At 62.3% G+C, this 19,656-nt stretch carries 15 protein-coding genes and 1 pseudogene; 6 read left to right on the forward strand and 10 right to left on the reverse strand.

The genetic code is table 11. The features are described 5' to 3' along the window. Window positions 1-131: 131 nt before the first annotated feature. The 3 genes from PG896_RS17780 to cra form a co-directional block, all read right to left on the reverse strand. On the reverse strand, window positions 132-536 hold the full coding sequence (locus PG896_RS17780) for an antitoxin Xre-like helix-turn-helix domain-containing protein (RefSeq protein WP_244812929.1): 405 nt from the start codon (window positions 534-536) through the stop codon (window positions 132-134). A gap of 243 nt (window positions 537-779) precedes the next feature. Continuing rightward, complete coding sequence (locus tag PG896_RS17785) at window positions 780-1,973, reverse strand: aromatic amino acid transport family protein (RefSeq protein WP_049636762.1); 1,194 nt, start codon at window positions 1,971-1,973, stop codon at window positions 780-782. Window positions 1,974-2,607: 634 nt separating this feature from the next. Then, window positions 2,608-3,594, reverse strand: coding sequence for a catabolite repressor/activator (gene cra, locus PG896_RS17790; RefSeq protein ID WP_161648280.1), 987 nt, complete (start codon window positions 3,592-3,594; stop codon window positions 2,608-2,610). Window positions 3,595-3,901: 307 nt separating this feature from the next. Here cra and fruB point away from each other — a divergent pair, with 307 nt between their 5' ends. From fruB to fruA, 3 genes are read left to right on the forward strand one after another with little or no spacing between them, the layout of a single operon-like run. Continuing rightward, on the forward strand, window positions 3,902-5,002 hold the full coding sequence (gene fruB, locus PG896_RS17795) for a fused PTS fructose transporter subunit IIA/HPr protein (RefSeq protein ID WP_049636761.1): 1,101 nt from the start codon (window positions 3,902-3,904) through the stop codon (window positions 5,000-5,002). Beyond that, window positions 5,002-5,991: a 1-phosphofructokinase gene (gene pfkB / locus PG896_RS17800; protein WP_049636760.1), complete on the forward strand. Its 990-nt coding sequence runs from the start codon at window positions 5,002-5,004 to the stop codon at window positions 5,989-5,991. Before fruB ends, pfkB begins: the two co-directional genes overlap by 1 nt. Further along, a complete protein-coding gene (gene fruA, locus PG896_RS17805) occupies window positions 5,988-7,712 on the forward strand; it encodes a PTS fructose transporter subunit IIBC (protein WP_270836014.1) in 1,725 nt (574 codons plus the stop codon). The genes pfkB and fruA overlap by 4 nt, the downstream gene beginning before the upstream one ends. Before the next feature lie 82 nt (window positions 7,713-7,794). Here the strand turns inward: fruA and PG896_RS17810 are convergent, their stop codons facing one another. After that, window positions 7,795-8,046, reverse strand: a complete 252-nt coding sequence (locus tag PG896_RS17810) for a DUF1289 domain-containing protein (RefSeq protein ID WP_039040754.1) — start codon at window positions 8,044-8,046, stop codon at window positions 7,795-7,797. Window positions 8,047-8,196: 150 nt separating this feature from the next. On the opposite strand from PG896_RS17810, the gene mltA reads away from it, so the two are divergent. After that, a complete protein-coding gene (mltA, locus tag PG896_RS17815) occupies window positions 8,197-9,348 on the forward strand; it encodes a murein transglycosylase A (RefSeq protein WP_244812930.1) in 1,152 nt (383 codons plus the stop codon). A 133-nt stretch (window positions 9,349-9,481) separates the two neighbouring features. Here the strand turns inward: mltA and yfaE are convergent, their stop codons facing one another. The 5 genes from yfaE to ubiG form a co-directional block, all read right to left on the reverse strand. After that, entirely contained in the window at window positions 9,482-9,802 is a 321-nt protein-coding gene (gene yfaE, locus PG896_RS17820) for a class I ribonucleotide reductase maintenance protein YfaE (protein ID WP_406569326.1), read from the reverse strand. A 48-nt stretch (window positions 9,803-9,850) separates the two neighbouring features. Continuing rightward, complete coding sequence (gene nrdB, locus PG896_RS17825; protein WP_010674816.1) at window positions 9,851-10,984, reverse strand: class Ia ribonucleoside-diphosphate reductase subunit beta; 1,134 nt, start codon at window positions 10,982-10,984, stop codon at window positions 9,851-9,853. A 79-nt stretch (window positions 10,985-11,063) separates the two neighbouring features. After that, the gene (gene nrdA / locus PG896_RS17830) at window positions 11,064-13,331 is read right to left on the reverse strand and encodes a class 1a ribonucleoside-diphosphate reductase subunit alpha (RefSeq protein ID WP_010674815.1); all 2,268 of its coding nucleotides are present in this window, start codon (window positions 13,329-13,331) and stop codon (window positions 11,064-11,066) included. Between the two features lie 585 nt (window positions 13,332-13,916). Next, complete coding sequence (locus tag PG896_RS17835) at window positions 13,917-14,603, reverse strand: HAD family hydrolase (protein ID WP_052816222.1); 687 nt, start codon at window positions 14,601-14,603, stop codon at window positions 13,917-13,919. Further along, the gene (ubiG, locus tag PG896_RS17840) at window positions 14,603-15,319 is read right to left on the reverse strand and encodes a bifunctional 2-polyprenyl-6-hydroxyphenol methylase/3-demethylubiquinol 3-O-methyltransferase UbiG (protein ID WP_052816220.1); all 717 of its coding nucleotides are present in this window, start codon (window positions 15,317-15,319) and stop codon (window positions 14,603-14,605) included. The genes PG896_RS17835 and ubiG overlap by 1 nt, the downstream gene beginning before the upstream one ends. Window positions 15,320-15,518: 199 nt before the next feature. Here ubiG and gyrA point away from each other — a divergent pair, with 199 nt between their 5' ends. Together gyrA and PG896_RS17850 are read left to right on the forward strand one after the other, a co-directional pair. Then, window positions 15,519-18,266, forward strand: coding sequence for a DNA topoisomerase (ATP-hydrolyzing) subunit A (gyrA, locus tag PG896_RS17845; protein WP_041211452.1), 2,748 nt, complete (start codon window positions 15,519-15,521; stop codon window positions 18,264-18,266). Window positions 18,267-18,570: 304 nt separating this feature from the next. Continuing rightward, window positions 18,571-18,744, forward strand: coding sequence for a hypothetical protein (locus tag PG896_RS17850; RefSeq protein ID WP_171865703.1), 174 nt, complete (start codon window positions 18,571-18,573; stop codon window positions 18,742-18,744). A gap of 6 nt (window positions 18,745-18,750) precedes the next feature. Here the strand turns inward: PG896_RS17850 and PG896_RS17855 are convergent. Then, window positions 18,751-19,581: pseudogene (locus tag PG896_RS17855) on the reverse strand (PA0069 family radical SAM protein); the annotation flags it as partial. Between the last annotated feature and the right edge of the window lie 75 nt (window positions 19,582-19,656).

The raw sequence follows: 19,656 nt of genomic DNA on the forward strand, positions 1-19,656 counted from the left end.
ATGGATACCGTGTCTCCTTTCCCGGGGAATGGCTATGGCACAGCGAAGGTGTAGCACTATTGGGATCAGTTATTTAGGAATGATGCGATAGGCGCAGGCATTGTGGAAGGCGCGCAAGGGCGGGGAGGACATCAGGCCATCTCCCCGCGCCAGGCGTGCAGCCGGGTGGCCACTTCGTAGAGATCGGCCACCCGCCCACCCTGCATGACCTCCATGGCGCTGCGCCCGGCAAAGAAGGGGTGGCTGTTGGGTTTGCGCACCCAGCCATAGATGCTCTCATCCAGGCTGAACAGCAGCTGCAGGCTCTTGTGGATGTTGAGTAGATAGCTCATCCGCTCCTGGAGATCGGCGCTGAGCCGAATGCCGCCGCTGGCCTCCTTGTACTTGTTCAGGGTGGAGCGGGAGGTAATGCCAAGCAGCCTGAGTTGTTCATCCGTGCTGCACTGCCATTTGCCCAGGATGCGAAACACCACGGGCAGGGCCTTGCTGGGATCGACGGCGGGCTGTTGCCGGGGGAGAGATGCGGTGGCGGCCATGTTGCCTCCCGGGTTGGCGTGCCAGACGGGCACGGGATCATGAGTTGTCTGCTAAGCAGTGTAGGGCAGGGGCGCAGTCATGTACATATCTATACATGGTTGCACTCAAATGTTCATTGTTGTATGGGCTTCGCGAGGAGGGGCGCGGGTCGGCCAAGTGAGCCCGTGCCAATGAAACGCCCCGCCAACTGGGTTGGCGGGGCGTGTCTCTTTGCGGCGTTTCTGTTAGTCGGGCCGGGGAAATCAGAGGGCGGGCAGCAATCCCATGCTGACGCTTATCTGCACCCCGACGATCAGCACACCCATGGCGCCGGCAAGGCCCAGGGCCAGTACGCCGCCCGGGACGCGGTAGTGGTTTGCCTCGGCCTGCTTGCGGCTCTGCCACACCAAGGCCACCGGCAGCAGCACCGCCAGCACCGCCAGCGCAATGGCGGCGTAACCGAGCGCCATGATGAAGCCTTGCGGGAAGTAGAGGGCGAACAGCAGGGGCGGCACGAAGGTGATGAGGCCTGTCTGGGTGCGGCCCTGCCAGTTGTCCTTGCGACGGGTCACCTTGGCCATGAAGTCGAACAGTCCCAGGGTCACTCCGAGGAAGGAGGTGGCGAGCGCAAGATCCGCAAACAGATGCATCGCCTGGTTGAAGGCGGGCCAGCTCACCAGGCCGCCGACGTTGGCCAGCAGGCTGTCCAGGGCGCCGCCGGTCTGGATCAGGGATTGCTGGCCCAGCAGCCCCAGGATGGCGACCTGCCACAGCACGTAGAGCACGAGTGGCAAGGCGGAGCCCCACACGAAGACCCGGCGCAACTGCCTGGGGTTGTCCCCGAGGTAGAGCATGACGCTCGGGATGGAGCCGTGGAAGCCGAAGGAGGTGAAGATGACCGGCAGGCCCGCCAGCAGCAGGCCTTCCCCGAGGGGCATGGAGAGCAGGTGCTGCCCCTGGGCGCGGGGCAGCAGCAGCGCCAGCACCGCCACCATGATCACCAGCTTCACGGTGAACATCAGGCGGTTGAGGTAATCCACCTGCCTGGTGCCGACGCACACCATGCCGCCAAACAGCAGGGTAAAGACCCAGGCCGCCTGCTCCTGGCCGAGGGGAAGGCCGGCATCGGCCAATGCCTGGGCCAGCAGGCTGCTGCCGCCGCTGATGTAGGCGGAGGCCAGGGCGTAGAACAGCATCAGGATGCAGAAGGAGGCGATGCCCTTGCCCCAGGGGCCGAGCAGGTGATCTGCCAGCTGGTGCAGGTACCACTTGCCGGTGCTGAGGCTGGCTTCCACCTGCAGCATGGCGGTGAAGGCCATCAGGGCCCAGAGGCCGATCATCAGCATCAGGGTGGCGGGGCCGCCCAGGGACGAGGAGGCCAGCGGCAGGGCCAGCATGCCGGCGCCTATGGTGGTGCCGGCAATCAACAGGGTACAACCCAGGGTCTTGGTATTCATGTCATCCATCCGAAAGTGAGGGGCGCTGTTGCAAACAAGAGAGAGCCAGTTGGCTGTGTCGGGAGACGCCTCCGGGGAAAAGCCGGAGGCTAGCAATATCGGTGTGGATACATCTGTACCTGAAACCTGTCAGTTGTAAAAATTGGTTGCCAAGTTAGCGGATTGAAATGGCGGAAACAACCCCTTAAAAGCGGATTTTGTGCTGTGGCAAGCCGAGGGGTGGCAATAAAAAGTGACACATTGCGCCATGCGCCGAAAAAATGCGCCCCTCAAGGGGAGGCCGCCCGTCAGGCTGCGTTGCGGGTCGACATCGAGAGCGCCCGCGTTGGCGGCAACAGGGCTTGCAGAGGGTAACACGGGGCCCTGGTGGTGCGACTGGCCCGATATAAGCAAACATCGGGTCATACTCCAAAAAGCCATCATTTTCACTTATATCGAGCCGAGGCGCCGATAAACTGGTCCTGGCGCGGGGTGGCCAACCCTGCCGGCGGGGTTGCCGCCCGGCAGATCACCTCAAAGCCAGAAGGCGCAGGGCAAAAGCTGAGACAACAGGGGAGAACACAAGCAGGTGTGGGGGAGGAGGCTCAGGGGCTGGCACGGCGGGCCGCCCCCGGGGTGGTGCGTCGTGGTCGGGTCAGCGGCGGCGTTTGAGGGTACGGCTCACATAGTGCAGGCCGCTCTGGTAGTCGCCATTGACCGCCTTGAGGGCCAGCGTCAGGGCCTGGCTTGCCAGGGCGTCGTGCTGCTGGGGCAGGGAGTTGATGCCAAAGGGGAGGAAATCGAGCAGGCGGTCATCCCCGAAGGTAGCCATGGCGAGCTGGCTCATGTCAGCCTCCTGCTCCAGCAGGTAGTCGAGCACCCCCTCCATCAGGATGTAGGAGGTGGTGATCAGCGCCTCGGGCAGTTGCCCGAGCTGCTGATGGAGCGTCTTGATCAGGCGATACCCTTCGGTGCGCGAGAAGTGGGCCCCTTCACACAGGTGGCGGGTCGCACTGTGACTGGCAATGGCCTGTTCGAAGCCCGCTTTTCGCTCCTGACTGATCGTCAGTTCCGGCAGTGCAGTGATCAAGGCGATATGACCGATGGCCGGGGTGAGCAGGGAGGTGGTGAGGTCCAGGCTCGCCTTCTGGTTTTCACTCGCCACGGTGACGAAGTGCTCGGTGGTCATGGCACGGTCGATGGCGAGGATCTGCACGCCCCTGGACTGCTGCTCCAGGTAGAAGGGATCCGCCGGGGGGAGGCAGCTTGCCACCAGGAGCGCGTCCACATGGCGGCTCACCAGCATCCGGGCCAGCTCCTTTTCGGTGTCCGGATCGTCCTCCGAGCAGACGATGAGCAACTGATATCCCTGGGTGCGGGCCCCTTGCTCCAGGCGCTTGGCGAGCTTGGCGTAACTGGCGTTTTCGAGGTCGGGCAGGATGAAGCCGAGGGTGCGGGTCTGGCCGCCGCGCAGGGAAGCGGCGCGGCTGTCCGGCTGATAGTTGTGGGCATGGACCACGGCCATCACCTTGTCGCGGGTTGCCTGGCTGATGCGGTATTGATCGGCCTTGCCATTGATCACATAGCTGGCGGTGGTGCGAGAGACACCGGCCAGCGCGGCGATTTCATCCAGTTTCATCATGTTGGCTCTGTTTGAGTTGCAAGGCCCGCGCCGGTTCCTGGTTGGGGCGCCGAAAAGTGTGCGCGGGATCATATCATTGAAACGTACTTTCTGCGGGATCTTGAACAATGCGCTGAAACGATTCAGTCTGAGTGTAAATGAAACGATTCAGCTTGTCAGTAACGGATGATTATCTGCACTTGGAAATGGGTTCCGGCTCACCAAAGCGAGAGATCACCGTCTATTGTCAGCAGGCAAGTTACCCGAAAATCGAGTTGAGTTGAGCCGGTACGCCGCGAGGCGAAGCCGGACCTGATGGAGAATCTCTATGTTGAAGTTGGCGCGACAGCAAATCCTGCTGGGACAATCGGTGACGACCAAGGCGGACGCCATCGCACTGCTGGCAAGCAAACTGACCGACGCCGGTCTGGTTGAAGCAGGTTACGTGGACGGCATGCTGGCGCGGGAAGCGCAGCACGCCACCTATCTTGGCAGCGGTATTGCCATTCCCCACGGCACCACGGACACCCGTCATCTGGTGAAGAGCACCGGCGTCATGGTAGCCCAGTTCCCCCACGGCATCGAGTGGGACGAGGGGCAGATTGCCTACGTCGCCATCGGCATCGCCGCCAAGTCCGACGAGCATCTGGGCATTTTGCGCCAGCTCACCCACGTGCTGGGTGACGAGCAGGCCGCAGCCCAGCTCAAGGGGGCGACCGACGAAGAGACCATCATCAATATCCTGACTGGCGCGACTGCCGCCAAAGAGGTGCAATACCTGACCCTGGCGGACTTCCCGGCCGACGACCAGGAGCAGTTGCTGCTGGGGGCTGCGGCCCGCGCCAAATCCGCAGGCTGGGGAGACGCCGCCATGGTGAGCGCCCTCCTGGCCAGCCAGCCTGTTCACCTGGGGGAGGGCATCTGGCTGGCCCGTGCGCAAGCGGCCCAGACCGGTTGGGTGCTGGCCACCCCGAGCACCCCGCTGAACGTCGGTGAATTGCCGGTCAGCGCCCTGCTGCTGCTGTGTGCCGCAGATAGCGGCCATTTGCCGCAACTCGAGAATCTGGCCAAGCTGGCCGCAGCCGGCCAGCTGGCCACCCTTTCTGGCAGCGACGGTCTTGCCATGTTGCAGGCGGGTCCGGCGAGCGGGCTGTCCGAGACCTTCACCATCATCAACCCCCACGGTCTGCACGCCCGTCCGGGCGCCATGCTGGTCAAGGTGGCCAAGGAGTATGAATCCGACATCCGCGTCGCCAACCTCGATGGCAGCGGTGAAGCCGTCTCTGCCAAGAGCCTGATGAAGGTGATCGGGCTTGGGGTCAAGTGCGGTCATCGTCTGGCGTTTCGCGCCGAAGGAGCGGATGCCGAAGCAGCCCTCAAGGGCATTGGCGAAGCCATTGCCGCCGGCTTGGGTGAGGGGGCGCACTGATGGACATCGTCACCATCACCCTCAATCCCGCGCTCGATCTCACCACCCGTCTGGAGGCCATGCACCCTGGCGAGGTCAATCTGGTGAGCGAGGCCAACTTGCGCGCCGCGGGCAAGGGGATCAACGTCGCCATGGTCTTGAAAGATCTCGGCCGTGACGTAGGCCTGACCGGCTGGCTCGGTGAGGGCAACCAGCAGAGCTTCGTCTCCCTGTTCGAGGAACGTGCCCTTGCCGATCACTTCGTGCGCGTGGCGGGCGACACCCGGATCAACGTCAAGATCTCCGAACAATCCGGCCGGGTGACCGATCTCAATCTGCCGGGACTCGCCGTGCAGGAAGGCGATGTCAGCGCCCTGGAAGCGGCGCTGGAGCGACTGGCTCCCCACACCGACTGGTTCGTGCTGGCGGGCAGCCTGCCCAAAGGGGTGTCCCCCGATTACTGTGGCCATCTGATCCGCCTGCTCAAGGCCAAGGGCAAGCAGGTGATCTTCGATTGCAGCGGCGCGGCGTTGAGCGAAGGGATCAAGGCGGCGCCGACCCTGGTCAAACCCAACCTGGAAGAGCTGAGCCAGTGGGCCGGTCGTCCCGTGAAGACCCTGAGCGAGCAGGCCGAGTGCGCCCGCGCGCTGCAGGCAAGCGGGATCCCCAACGTGGTGATCTCCAATGGTGCCGACGGCCTCATCTGGTTTGCACCGGATGCCACCTGGCAGGCGATTCCGCCGCGCATGGAGGTGGTCAGCACCGTGGGTGCCGGCGACTCCCTGGTGGCGGGCCTGGTCCATGGCATGAGCCTAGACTGGACGCCGGAGCAGACCCTGCGTCTGGCCACCGCCGTCTCGGCACTGGCGGTGAGCCAGGTCGCGGTCGGCTTCAACGATATCAATGTGCTCAAACCGTTACTCGAGCAGGTGCGCGTACAGCGTCTGGATGATCTGGCACCGACTCAACCCCAACCCCATTTGATGGCTAACTCAGGAGATGCCCAATGAAAGCAATTCTGGTTACGGCTTGCCCGGCGGGCATTGCCACCAGCTTTCTGGCTGCAAAACGGATAGAACAGCAGGCCAAACTGGCTGGCTGGGAGCTCACCCTCGACGTCGACTCCTGCGTGCAGCCCCGTCAGGTTCCCTCGAAAGAGCAGATTGCCGCCGCCGACCTGGTGCTGGTCGTTGCCAGCGCACCGGTGGATCTGGCCGCCTATGACGGCAAGTCGCTCTATCGGGGCGACATGGATCTGGCGCTCCAGGATCCCGCTGCCCTGCTGGAAGCCGCGCGAAGCGGTGCCAGCGTCTATCGCCATGAGGCGGCACCTGCCGTTGCCAAACCGACCAGCGGTGCCAAGCGCATCGTGGCGGTGACGGCCTGTCCGACCGGGGTGGCCCACACCTTCATGTCGGCCGAGGCCCTGGAGACCATGGCCAAGCAGCTGGGTCACCAGATCCGCGTCGAAACCCAGGGCTCGGTCGGTGCCCAGAATGCCTTGACGGCGGACGAGATTGCCGCCGCCGATCTGGTGTTCCTCGCCACTGACATTGAGGTGGACATGGCGCGCTTTGATGGCAAGCCGGTCTATCGCACCAGCACGGGGGCGGCGCTCAAGAAAACCCGGGCCGAGCTCGACAAGGCCTGGACCGAGGCGAAGGTCTATCGCCACAGCGGCGCGGCTGCGGTCAAGAAAGAGGAAAAGGCGGGCCCCTACAAGCACCTGCTGACCGGTGTCTCCTTCATGCTGCCCATGGTGGTAGCGGGGGGCCTTATCATCGCGCTCTCCTTCATCTTCGGCATTGAAGCGTTCAAGGAAGAGGGGACGCTGGCCGCGGCCCTGATGAAGATCGGTGGCGGCTCCGCCTTCGCCCTGATGATCCCGGTGCTGGCAGGCTACATCGCCTACTCCATCGCCGACCGTCCGGGTCTGGCGCCCGGCATGATCGCCGGTATGCTGGCAAGCTCGCTCGGCGCCGGTTTCCTTGGCGGCATCGTCGGCGGCTTCCTCGCCGGTTACAGCGCCAAGTTCCTGAGTGACAAGGTGCGCCTGCCGGTCACCCTGGAAGCCCTCAAGCCCATCCTCATCATTCCGCTCTTTGCCAGCCTGTTCACCGGTCTGGTGATGATCTACGTGGTGGGTGGCCCGGTGGCGGGCATCATGAATGCCATGACCGAGTTCCTCAACAACATGGGCTCTGCCAACGCGGTGCTGCTGGGTGTCATCATCGGCGCCATGATGTGCTTCGACATGGGGGGCCCGGTCAACAAGGCGGCTTATGCTTTCGGTGTCGGCCTGCTCGCCTCCAAGACCTATGCCCCCATGGCAGCGGTCATGGCCGCCGGCATGGTGCCTGCACTGGGGATGGGGATCGCGACCTTCCTGGCCAGCAGAAAGTTCATCAAGGCGGAGCAGGAAGCGGGCAAGGCCTCCTTCGTGCTGGGTCTGTGCTTCATCTCCGAGGGGGCTATCCCGTTTGCCGCCAAGGATCCCATGCGCGTCATCCCGGCCTGCATGGCGGGCGGCGCCCTGACCGGTGCGCTCTCCATGCTGTTCGGCTGCGAGCTGGTGGCACCCCACGGTGGTCTGTTCGTGCTCTTCATCCCGAACGCCATCAGCCATGTGATGATGTACATCCTGGCGATCGCCGCCGGTTCTCTGGTGACCGGGGTGGCCTACGCCATGCTCAAGCGTGGCGAGGAGCAGGCCAAGCTGGCGACCGCCTGAGGACGTCACGGCGTGACACACCCTTCATGACAAGGCGGCCCTGGGGCCGCCTTTCTTGTTGAGGGGAGGGGCAACGTGGGATTTAAAAATCCCAGCCCGGCGGGGGCGGCGGATCGGCCGCCTCTGCGGCCTGCGCCTTGCGGCGAGCGGCCTCGACCCTGGCCTTGCGGCTGCGGCACAGGCGCATCACCTCCTGCTGCTGGGCAGGGGTCATGGCAAGCCAGTTGAAACGCTCCTCGCGACTTCGCAGGCATCCCTTGCAATACCCCTTGTTGTTCAGTTCGCAGACCCCGACACAGGGGCTCTGGAGCGGGAAGATTTCGAGCTGTTCCATCCATGACCTCTCACACCTTGTCACCTTGTTATAACCCAGAAGATCACGGCAGGAGAAATCCGTCGTCAGGGGCGTGAAGGCGTTTGCTTTCCCCGGGCAATTTTGGCATCTTCCCCGCCGTGCAAGACACTCGGTGTTATATGAGGACATATGAATAGACATGCGTACTGGTTGGCCGTCGCCGTGGTGGGGCTGGCCGGTTGTGCGGGCAACCCTGAACCGGTCAAGGTGCCCCAGAAGAAGGTGGAATCCGGATGTTTTCTGAACTGCGAGATCCCTGAGAATCTGGGCAAGCAGTATCTGGATGGCGCCCTGCCGGGGGATCTGGTGCGGGTAGAGCGGGTCAACAGCCGCGCCCGCGCCGATTACAGCAAGTTCGGTCCCCAGAGCCGGCTGGTGATGGAACGCTCCGGCCGCATGGCGAGCCGCTATGGGGAGCTCTATCGTCAGCTCTCACGCTGGGTCGCCAATGGGGGCAATCCCGCCCATATCACCCAGTACGGCATCAGCCTGGCGCAGCTTGGCGGTGCAGACCGCATGGGCAACGTGCTCTTCACCGGTTACTACTCGCCGGTGCTGGAGGTGCGCCATCGCCCGGACGCCCAGTACAAGTATCCCATCTATGCCATGCCCAACTGCGGCGGTCGCTGCCCGAGCCGGGCCGAGATCCACCGGGGGGCGCTGGCCAACCGGGGGCTGGAGCTGGGCTACAGCAAATCCCTCATCGACAACTTCCTGATGGACGTGCAGGGTTCCGGCTTCGTTCACTACGGCGATGACGACCGGTTGCAGTACCTTGGTTACAGCGGCAAGAACGGCCACGGCTATGTCAGCATTGGCCGGGTGCTCATCGACCGTGGCGAAGTGCCCAAGGAGCAGATGTCCATGAAGGCCATCAAGGAGTGGGCCAATCGTCAGCCGGAAGAGAGCGTGAAGGAGCTGGTGGAGCAGAACCCCTCCTATGTCTTCTTCGAGCGCCGTCCCACCAATGACGTGGTGGGGGCTGCCGGCATTCCGCTCTTGCCGATGGCGGCGGTGGCTGCCGACAAGACCCTGCTGCCCATGGGTACCCCCATCCTCGCGGAAGTGCCGCTGCTGGACAAAGAGGGCAACTGGACCGGCAAGCACCAGCTGCGGCTGCTGATTGCGCTGGATGTGGGAGGCGCGGTGAAGAAGGGCCACCTCGATCTCTACCACGGCATGGGGGAGAAAGCCGGTGTCGCGGCCGGTCACTACAAGCATTTTGGCCGGGTCTGGAAGCTGGGTCTGCACCACGGGCCGACCGCCGCCCCCTGGTTGTAACGCCCCCGGGTTGTAATGTAAGAGGGGCCATGGCCCCTCATTTCTCTCAAGAGACGGGAGATTCCCATGAAAAAAGCCGCCGGAGCAATCCGGCGGCTTTTTGTTTGCGGGGCAGATCTGGCGATAAGGGCCGTCAGCCCTTTCGGATATCGAGCTTGATGGCGCCCACCGGCTGACAGCAGCAGGGGAGGCACTCCCCCTGGGAGACAAAGGCGAGCGGGACGGCGGCGTAGTGCACCTTGCCCGCCAGCAGCGGGGTGCGGCAGGCGCCGCAATAGCCGCTGCGGCACTGGAACTCCACGTGATGGCCGTGGCGCTCCAGGGTCTCCAGCACGCTTTCGCCGGGATGGGGGTGCAGCACACCTTCCAGGGTCTGTACCTGGGGGGCTTGCCCTTCCGGCGCCGTGGTGGCGGTATGCAGGGGCGCGTTCAGGGTGGCGGTGGCGTCACTCACAGACGTCGCTCTCCCGCATCATGGGCTGCCAGCAGAGGTCGCCTTGCATCACAGCTCGAAGTCACCCAGATCGTCGGCGTGCACTTCACTGTCGATCTGACCCACCAGATAGGAGCTTACTTCCACTTCCTGGGGCGCCACCTGCACGTTGTCGGAGGAGAGCCAGGTGTTGATCCAGGGGATGGGGTTCTGCTTGGTGCCGGCAAAGGCCGGTTGCAGGCCGACGGCCGCCATGCGCAGGTTGGTGATGTATTCCACGTACTGGCAGAGGATGTCCTTGTTCAGGCCGATCATGGAGCCGTCCTGGAACAGGTACTCGGCCCACTCCTTCTCCTGCAGAGCCGCTTCCTTGAACAGCTCGAAGCAGGCCTGCTCGCACTCGACGGCGATCTCCGCCATGTCGGGGTCGTCGTTGCCGCTGCGCATCAGGTTCAGCATGTGCTGGGTGCCGGTCAGGTGCAGGGCCTCGTCACGGGCGATCATCTTGATGATCTTGGCATTGCCCTCCATCAGCTCGCGCTCGGCGAAGGCGAAGGAGCAGGCGAAGCTCACGTAGAAGCGGATGGCTTCGAGGGCGTTGACGCTCATCAGGCACAGGTAGAGCTTCTTCTTGAGCTCCCGCAGGCTGATGGTGACTTCGCGATCCCCGATCCGGTGGGTTCCCTCACCGTGCAGGTGATAGACGGAGGTGGCCTCGATGAGATCGTCATAGAAGTGGCTGATGGAGCCTGCGCGCTTCAAGATCTGCTCGTTGGTCACGATGTCGTCGAACACCTGGCCCGGGTTGTTGACGATGTTGCGGATGATGTGGGTGTAGGAGCGAGAGTGGATGGTCTCGGAGAAGGCCCAGGTCTCGATCCAGGTCTCCAGCTCCGGAATGGAGACCAGGGGCAGCAGGGCAACGTTGGGGCTGCGGCCCTGAATGGAATCCAGCAAGGTCTGGTACTTCAAGTTGGAGATGAAGATGTGCTGCTCGTGGGGCGGCAGAGCCTGGAAGTCGATGCGGTCGTGGGAGACGTCCACCTCTTCCGGGCGCCAGAAGAAGGAGAGCTGCTTCTCGATCAGCCGCTCGAAGATGTCGTGCTTTTGCTGATCATAACGGGCCACGTTGACTGACTGGCCGAAGAACATCGGCTCCTTGAGCTGATCGTTTTGGGTCTGGCAAAAAGTAGAGTAAGCCATGGTTCGAATGCCGTGAAATAGGGAAAACAGGAGGGCGGGAGCTTGATGCTCCCGCCCGGCTTATCAGTGCGTTTCGCGGTTAGATCTTGCAAGCCCCGCCAGCGCAGCCGTCATCTTGCAGATCGGTCTGGGTGTCGTCGGCACCATCACGGGTGTTGTGATAGTAGAGGGTCTTGAGACCGTATTTGTAGGCGGTCAGCAAGTCTTTGAGCAACTGCTTCATCGGCACCTTGTTGCCTTCGAAGCGGGCCGGGTCGTAGTTGGTGTTGGCGGAGATCGCCTGATCCACGAACTTCTGCATGATGCCGACCAGCTGCAGGTAACCGTCGACGCTCGGCTGTTTCCACAGCAGTTCGTACTGATCCTTCAGGCGGTGGTACTCCGGTACCACCTGCTTGAGGATGCCATCCTTGGAGGCTTTCACCGACACCAGGCCGCGGGGCGGCTCGATGCCGTTGGTGGCGTTGGAGATCTGGCTGGAGGTCTCGCTCGGCATCAGGGCGGTCAGGGTGGAGTTGCGCAGACCCACGGTCTTGATCTCTTCGCGCAAGGTTTCCCAGTCCAGGTGCAGGGGTTCATTGCACAGGGTGTCCAGATCCTTTTTATAGGTATCGATGGGCAGGATACCCTGGGCATAGGTGGTCTCGTTGAAGGCCGGGCAGGGGCCGAACTCGCGGGCCAGTTGCACGGAGGCCTTCAGCAGGTAGTACTGGATCGCCTCGAAGGTGCGGTGGGTCAGGGCCAGACCGGAACCGTCGGAGTAGCGGGCACCGTTTTTCGCCAGGTAGTAGGCGTAGTTGATGACGCCGATCCCCAGGGTGCGGCGGTTCATGCTGCCCTTCTTGGCGGCCTTGAGCGGGTAGTCCTGATAGTCGAGCAGGGCGTCCAAAGCGCGCACGGCCAGTTCGGCCATCTCTTCCAGATCTTCCAGCTTCTCGATGGCGCCCAGGTTGAAGGCGGAGAGGGTGCACAGGGCAATCTCGCCGTCCTCGTCATCCACGTTGTTGAGCGGCTTGGTGGGCAGCGCAATCTCGAGGCAGAGGTTGGACTGGCGTACCGGCGCCACGCTCGGATCGAACGGGCTGTGGGTGTTGCAGTGATCCACGTTCTGGATGTAGATGCGACCGGTACCGGCACGCTCCTGCATCATCAGGGAGAAGAGATCCACTGCCTTCAGGGTCTTCTTGCGAATGGCCGGATCCTGTTCGTACTTGACGTAGAGCGCTTCGAACTTGTCCTGGTCCGCGAAGAAGGCGTCATAGAGACCTGGTGCATCGGACGGGGAGAACAGGGTGATGTCACCGCCCTTGATGAGGCGCTGGTACATCAGCTTGTTGATCTGCACGCCGTAGTCCATGTGACGGACCCGGTTCTCTTCCACGCCGCGGTTGTTCTTCAGTACCAGCAGGCTCTCCACCTCGGTGTGCCACAGCGGGTAGAACAGGGTGGCCGCACCACCGCGCACGCCGCCCTGAGAGCAGCACTTCACCGCAGTCTGGAAGTATTTGTAGAAGGGGATGCAGCCGGTGTGGAAGGCTTCGCCGCCACGGATGGGGCTGCCCAGACCACGGATGCGGCCGGCGTTGATGCCGATGCCGGCGCGCTGGGAAACATAACGCACGATGGCGCTGGCGGTGGCATTGATGGAATCCAGGCTGTCGTCGCACTCGATCAGCACGCAGGAGCTGAACTGGCGGGTCGGGGTGCGCACGCCGCTCATGATCGGGGTCGGCAGGGAGATCTTGAAGGTCGAGACCGCATCATAGAAGCGCTTGATGTAGTCCAGACGAGTATCTTTCGGATACTTGGAGAAGAGGCAGGCCGCTACCAGGATGTAGAGGAACTGCGGGCTCTCGTAGATCTCGCCGGTGACGCGGTTCTGTACCAGGTACTTGCCTTCGAGCTGCTTGACCGCCGCGTAGGAGAAGTCCATGTCGCGCCAGTGATCGAGGTAGCCGTTCAGCTCCTCAAATTCCGCCTGGGTGTAGTCTTCAAGCAGGTGCTTGTCGTACTTGCCCATGTCCACCAGTCTGGCGACGTGCTGATACAGGTGGGGCGGCTCGAACTGGCCGTAGGCCTTCTTGCGCAGGTGGAAGATGGCCAGACGGGCAGCCATGTACTGGTAGTCCGGGCTTTGCTCGGAGATGAGGTCAGCAGCAGCCTTGATGATGGTCTCGTGGATGTCGGCGGTACGGATACCGTCATAGAACTGGATGTGGGACTTGAGCTCCACCTGGGAGACCGACACGTTGTCGAGCTTCTCGGCAGCCCAGTCGAGCACACGGTGAATTTTATCCAGATCGATGGGTTCTTTGTGTCCGTTACGCTTCGTCACAAACAAGTTCATTGGCTGATGACCCCTTTCATTGATACCTGCCGGTATCGGTTGATTCCCGAAAAGCCATCGCACAATGGCGCAACCCGGCTCCGTCTGTCGAGGGAAACTGGGCAGGGATTGTGCGATGAATCACAAGATGTAGTGTTATTTTTAATGCGAACTACAAGATAGTGAGGTCGATACGGTAATGCAATCTGTGGATAAAGCATTAGCTGTGGATAAATTGTGGGTGTCGGGACGGGAGTTAGTGGACGCTCACAGCGAACGGGTTTTCATCCGTCCGATCCGTCAAATGCAAGTCCGGCGATCGAAGATGGAAAATTAAAATAACTTTTTTTGCTTGCGAAAGCAGGGTGTTTTTACTAGCAAATCCGGCCTGCTCATCCCTTGTGCAGTCAGGGTCAAAAGGTGTCCTGTTACGCCGTTCGGGGGGTTGCCAAGCCCGTAAAAAGAGGGATCGTCCGGGATCCCTCTGGTGCGCTGCGGGGGGATCTGCGCATCGGGGCAGATGTCCGCACTGCCATCGGAACATCATCAAAGTTGCCCCGCAGATCCGCCTCTATCCGGATGCCTTGTCGGTCATGGGCATGGACGTCAGCTCAGCTCGTAACGCAGCCAGTGGTGCAGGGCCTGCACGGTATCAAAGTGAAGATCGGCGCCCCAGAGGGCCGGATCCTCGTCATCATTGAGATAACCCCAGCCAGCCACTGCGGTACGCATGCCGGCATTGCGGCCGGCCTCGATGTCGCGCACGTGATCCCCCACATAGAGACACTGGCTCGCCGCGATGCCGAGGCGCTCGCAGGCAAAGAACATGGGGGCGGGGTCGGGCTTGCGCACCGGCAAGGTGTCGGCGCTCACCGTCACGCCGCAACTGGCGAGTTCGGGCAGGGCTGCCAGGAGCGGTTCGCTGAGAAAGCCCGGCTTGTTGGTGACAATGCCCCAGGGCAGCTTTTTATCGTCGAGCCACTCGATGAGATCCACCATGCCTTCATAGGGGCGGGTGCCGACGCAGAGGTTGGCGGCGTAGTAGTCGAGCAGGGTGGTGCGAAGGCGGGTGGCCCCCAGCTCCTCGAGCAGCTCGTCCCCAAGACCGGCCCTGAGCAGCCCGAGGGCCCCGTGGGAGGTGGTCTGACGGATGATGTCGTCAGAGAGAGGGGCAAAGCCTTCGCTTATCAGCACGTGATTGACGGCGGCGCCAAGGTCTGGGGCGGTGTCGAGCAGGGTGCCGTCCAGATCAAACAGCACGCAGCCAAGGGGCATCGGGTGAGGTGTGCTCATCAGCCTTGCTCCGGGCGCTCGAACGCCACCATGTAGTTGACGTCGACATTCTTGCCGAGCTTGAAGCTGTTGGAGAGCGGGGCGTAGTGAACGCCACTCATGTCCCGCACCAGCAGGCCCGCCGCTTCCCCCATGCGACACAGTTCGGCGGGGGTGATGAACTTCTTGTGATCGTGAGTGCCCTTGGGGACCATCTTCAACAGGTACTCGGCCCCGAGGATCATCATCAGATAGGCTTTGGGGTTGCGGTTGATGGTGGAGACGAACACCTTGCCCCCCGGCCGTACCAGGGTGGCGATGGCGCGCAGCACCGAGGCCGGGTCCGGCACGTGCTCCAGCATCTCCATGCAGGTAACCACGTCATACTGGCCAGGCGCTTCATCGGCGTGGGCTTCGGCGGTGCTCTGGCGGTACTCGAGCTCCACACCTTGTTCCAGCGCGTGCAGGCGGGCGACGCCGAGGGGTTCCTTGCCCATGTCGATGCCGGTGACCCGGGCCCCCCGGCGGGCCATGCTCTCGGAGAGGATGCCGCCACCGCAGCCGATGTCGAGCACGCGCTTGCCAAACAGGCCGCCGCTCTTGTCGGTGATCCAGTCAAGGCGCACCGGGTTGATTTGATGCAGCGGCTTGAATTCGCCCTCCATGTCCCACCAGCGGGAGGCGATGGCTTCAAATTTGGCGATTTCTGTCAGATCGACATTGGCATCACTATTCATGTTTTGATGATCCTGTGGCAAGGCGCGCAGCGGGCTGGGCGCGCGCAATCTATTGTCCTGGCGCGCATTATAACGGACCGACCTCGTCGCACCAGCCCGATGTGCTCATCGGATTTGTGGCTTAATGTATTTGGCTCAGTGTGTTACCATGTCGCGCTGTTTAAGCCAAAGAACAACTAATTAGGGATTAAGGCTTTCTATGAGCGATCTGGCCAGAGAGATCACGCCGGTCAACATCGAAGAAGAGCTCAAGAGTTCCTATCTGGATTACGCCATGAGCGTGATCGTAGGACGAGCTCTGCCGGATGTGCGTGATGGCTTGAAACCGGTTCACCGCCGCGTTCTGTATGCAATGAACGAGCTGGGGAACGACTGGAACAAGCCCTATAAAAAATCGGCCCGTGTGGTCGGTGACGTAATCGGTAAATATCACCCGCATGGCGACATCGCCGTGTATGACACCATCGTCCGGATGGCGCAGGATTTCTCCATGCGCTACATGCTGGTCGACGGTCAGGGCAACTTCGGTTCGGTGGACGGCGACAACGCCGCGGCCATGCGTTACACCGAAGTGCGGATGGCGCGCATCTCCCACGAGCTGCTGGCCGATCTGGACAAAGAGACCGTGGACTGGGTGCCGAACTACGACGGTACCGAGATGATCCCGGCTGTCATGCCCACCAAGGTCCCCACCTTGCTGGTCAACGGCTCCTCCGGTATCGCGGTGGGCATGGCGACCAACATCCCGCCTCACAACCTCACCGAGATTGTCAACGGTTGCCTGGCGCTGATCGAAAACGGCGACCTCACCATTGACGAGCTGATGACCCATGTCACCGGCCCGGATTTCCCCACCGGCGGCATCATCAACGGTCGTTCCGGCATCGTGCAGGCGTACCGTACCGGTCGCGGCTCCGTCTATGTGCGGGCCAAGGCTGAAGTGGAGGTGGACGAGAAGACCAGTCGCGAGACCATCATCGTTCACGAGATCCCCTATCAGGTGAACAAGGCTCGCCTGATCGAGAAGATCGCCGAGCTGGTCAAAGAGAAGAAAATCGAGGGCATCAGCGCCCTGCGCGATGAGTCCGACAAAGACGGCATGCGCATCGTCATCGAGATCAAGCGCGGCGAGTCCGGCGAGATTGTGCTGAACAATCTCTACAAGCACACCCAGATGCAGACCACGTTCGGCATCAACATGGTGGCGCTGGACAACAACCAGCCCAAGGTTATGAACCTCAAAGAGATCCTGGATGCGTTCCTGCTGCACCGCCGTGAAGTGGTGACCCGCCGGACCGTGTTCGAGCTGCGCAAGGCGCGGGATCGGGCGCACATCCTGGAAGGGTTGGCGGTGGCATTGGCCAACATCGACCCCATCATCGAGCTCATTCGCCACAGTGCGACCCCGGCGGATGCGAAAGCCGCCCTGGTAGCCAAGGGCTGGGAGCTCGGCAACGTGGCCGCCATGCTGGAAAAAGCGGGCGACGACGCGGCTCGCCCCGAGTGGCTGGAGCCGGAGTTCGGCATCCGTGAAGGGCAGTACTTCCTGACCGAGATCCAGGCCCAGGCCATCCTTGACCTGCGTCTGCACAAGCTGACCGGCCTCGAGCACGAGAAGATCCTGGAAGAGTACCAATCTCTGCTGGATCTCATCGCCGAGCTGCTGCACATCCTGGCAAGCCCGGAACGCCTGATGGAAGTGATCCGTGACGAGCTGCTGGCCGTGCGCGAGCAGTACGGCGACGAGCGTCGCACCGAGATCAGCATGTCCAGTGCCGAGATCAACATCGAAGATCTGATCACCCCGGAAGACGTGGTCGTTACCTTGTCTCACCAGGGCTATGTGAAGTATCAGCCGCTCTCCGATTACGAGGCCCAGCGCCGCGGTGGTCGTGGCAAGTCGGCCACCCGGATCAAGGAAGAGGACTTTGTGGAGCGTCTGCTGGTGGCCAACACCCACGACACCATTCTGTGCTTCTCCACCCGTGGCAAGGTCTACTGGCTCAAGGTGTATCAGCTACCGGAAGCGTCCCGTGGCGCCCGCGGTCGTCCGATCATCAACCTGCTGCCGCTGGATGAGGGTGAGCGCATCACCGCCATCCTGCCGGTGAAAGAATATGACGCCGACAAGTATGTCTTCTTCGCCACCGCCAACGGCACCGTGAAGAAGACCAGCCTGTCTGACTTCAGCCGTCCGCTCTCCTCCGGTATCCGTGCCATCAACCTCAAAGAGGGTGATGAGCTGATCGGGGTGGACATCACCGATGGCAGCAACGAGATCATGCTCTTCTCCGATGCGGGCAAGGTGGTTCGCTTTGCGGAAGGCAGTGGTCGTGCCGATGCCGATGCCACTGACGAAGTCGACACCGACGACGACGCCGGCAACGACGATGACGGCAGCGACAACGGCGAAGGCACCGAAAGCAAAGGCACCTTCAAGGGCGTACGTCCCATGGGTCGTACCGCTGCCGGTGTGCGCGGCATCAAGCTGGGCGCCGGTGACAAGGTGGTCTCCCTCATCGTGCCCCGTGGTGATGGTGCCATCCTCACCGCCACCGAGAACGGTTACGGCAAGCGTACCGCGCTGGACGAGTACCCGACCAAGAGCCGTGGTACCCAGGGCGTCATCTCCATCAAGGTGGATGAGCGCAACGGCAAGGTGATCGATGCGATCCAGGTCGAAGATACCGACCAGATCATGCTGATCACCAACGGCGGTACCCTGGTTCGTACCCGGGTGTCCGAGGTGAGCGTCATCGGCCGCAACACCGGCGGTGTGCGTCTGATCCGTACCGGTGAAGACGAGACCGTAGTCGGCCTGCAGCGCGTTGCCGAGAGCGACGAAGAGGAAACCGAGGCCCTGGCTGTTGAAGGGGAGGTGTCTGAAGGCACCGACACCGCAGCGGACGCTGGCGCCGTCGATACCGGGGAGGCGGGCGACGAGTAATCGTCCCCCTTTGTCCGGTGCAAAAGAGCGACCTTGATGGTCGCTCTTTTTTTGTCCGCCTCACCGCAGGCTCTCCCCGTCCTTGTGCTTGCCCAGCAGCTCTCTTCTCTGCTGCCCGGCTCCGTCTGCCGTGCATGCAGCCCTGCCTGCCACGGCGTCATCTTCCTGATATGCAGGGTTGGTCCCATCGCATCAACACGATTCCTTCACTCGACTGTCATGGCCCTGTCATGACGGCCAGCCATGCTGCCTGCGTTGAATGAGGCCACCACAGAGGCAGGCATCGCTTGCCAGGAGCACTGTTATGACGAGCTGGGTAATGTGGGAGATCTGGTGGAGCCGGATGTGGGGAGGGCAGGAGAAGGTGCGCCTTAGGGTGGATGAGGAGGAGGTGGCGCACGAGCCATCCCGCCTGCCTGCGGAGCTGATTGCACGGCGCCACCCAGCGGGGAGCTGCCCGCCGAGACCACGGAGCTGACGGCGCTCAGAACAGACGCAACTGCTCGCCCGGGCGGATGAAGGCGGCCGTATTGAGTGCTATATGGCGCTTGCCCAGTTGCAGCCGCCTGCTGATCAGGCGAAAGCGCTGGGCGAGCAGGTCGGCAAACTGTCCTTCACCTCGCATGCGGCTACCAAAGGTGGCGCTGTTGAGTGCGCCACCCCGGCTTGCCCGCAGCTAGTTGAGGATCGCCTCTTTCTGGCCGGGATAGTGCGTATCGAGCCAGTCGCAAAAGAGGGTGGTGAGCTCGTGGGGCAATCGCAGCAAGATGTAATCCGCACAGCCCGCCCCGGCGTCGACGGCGGCCTTGATGATCTGTTCCAGTTCCGGCTCGTTGAGCCTGGGGATCATGGGGGCGGCGAGCACGCCGACCGGCACACCGGCCTTGGCCAGTCGTTCGATCACCTTGATCCGCCCAACCCCCGTGCTGGCCCTGGGCTCCAGCTGTCGCCTCAACGTCTCATTGAGGGTGGTGACCGACACCATCACCTGGCATAACCCTTCCCGGGCCAGCTCGGTCAGCAGATCGAGGTCGCGCAGGATCATGGCGCTCTTGGTGATGAGCCCTACTGGATGGCGATGAGCCAGCATCACCGTCAGGAGTTCGCGAGTCAGGCGATAGTGGTGCTCGATGGGTTGATAGGGATCGGTATTGGCCCCCAGCACGATGGTTTGTGGCTGATAGGCTGGCTTGGCAAACTCCCGTCGCAGCAGCTCGGCAGCATTGATTTTGGCAAACAGCTTGCTCTCGAAATCCAGCCCGGGGGAGAGCTCAAGGTAGGCGTGGCTGGGTCTGGCATAGCAGTAGATGCAGCCATCTTAAATGCGAAAGGGGACTCCCTCCGACGTAGGTGGGAGGGGAATTTCGCCGGGGCGTCAGCCCCGCTGGTT

The sequence above is a fragment of the Aeromonas sp. QDB30 genome (genome assembly GCF_027707645.1).
Taxonomy (GTDB): domain Bacteria; phylum Pseudomonadota; class Gammaproteobacteria; order Enterobacterales; family Aeromonadaceae; genus Aeromonas; species Aeromonas caviae.

What these genes read in the sequence shown, in the direction of transcription:
- PG896_RS17780 (WP_244812929.1), bottom strand. Translation starts at nt 536, where the DNA reads ATGGCCGCCACCGCATCTCTCCCCCGGCAACAGCCCGCCGTCGATCCC.
- PG896_RS17785 (WP_049636762.1), bottom strand. Translation starts at nt 1,973, where the DNA reads ATGAATACCAAGACCCTGGGTTGTACCCTGTTGATTGCCGGCACCACC.
- cra (WP_161648280.1), bottom strand. Translation starts at nt 3,594, where the DNA reads ATGATGAAACTGGATGAAATCGCCGCGCTGGCCGGTGTCTCTCGCACC.
- fruB (WP_049636761.1), top strand. Translation starts at nt 3,902, where the DNA reads ATGTTGAAGTTGGCGCGACAGCAAATCCTGCTGGGACAATCGGTGACG.
- pfkB (WP_049636760.1), top strand. Translation starts at nt 5,002, where the DNA reads ATGGACATCGTCACCATCACCCTCAATCCCGCGCTCGATCTCACCACC.
- fruA (WP_270836014.1), top strand. Translation starts at nt 5,988, where the DNA reads ATGAAAGCAATTCTGGTTACGGCTTGCCCGGCGGGCATTGCCACCAGC.
- PG896_RS17810 (WP_039040754.1), bottom strand. Translation starts at nt 8,046, where the DNA reads ATGGAACAGCTCGAAATCTTCCCGCTCCAGAGCCCCTGTGTCGGGGTC.
- mltA (WP_244812930.1), top strand. Translation starts at nt 8,197, where the DNA reads ATGAATAGACATGCGTACTGGTTGGCCGTCGCCGTGGTGGGGCTGGCC.
- nrdB (WP_010674816.1), bottom strand. Translation starts at nt 10,984, where the DNA reads ATGGCTTACTCTACTTTTTGCCAGACCCAAAACGATCAGCTCAAGGAG.
- nrdA (WP_010674815.1), bottom strand. Translation starts at nt 13,331, where the DNA reads ATGAACTTGTTTGTGACGAAGCGTAACGGACACAAAGAACCCATCGAT.
- PG896_RS17835 (WP_052816222.1), bottom strand. Translation starts at nt 14,603, where the DNA reads ATGAGCACACCTCACCCGATGCCCCTTGGCTGCGTGCTGTTTGATCTG.
- ubiG (WP_052816220.1), bottom strand. Translation starts at nt 15,319, where the DNA reads ATGAATAGTGATGCCAATGTCGATCTGACAGAAATCGCCAAATTTGAA.
- gyrA (WP_041211452.1), top strand. Translation starts at nt 15,519, where the DNA reads ATGAGCGATCTGGCCAGAGAGATCACGCCGGTCAACATCGAAGAAGAG.
- PG896_RS17850 (WP_171865703.1), top strand. Translation starts at nt 18,571, where the DNA reads ATGACGAGCTGGGTAATGTGGGAGATCTGGTGGAGCCGGATGTGGGGA.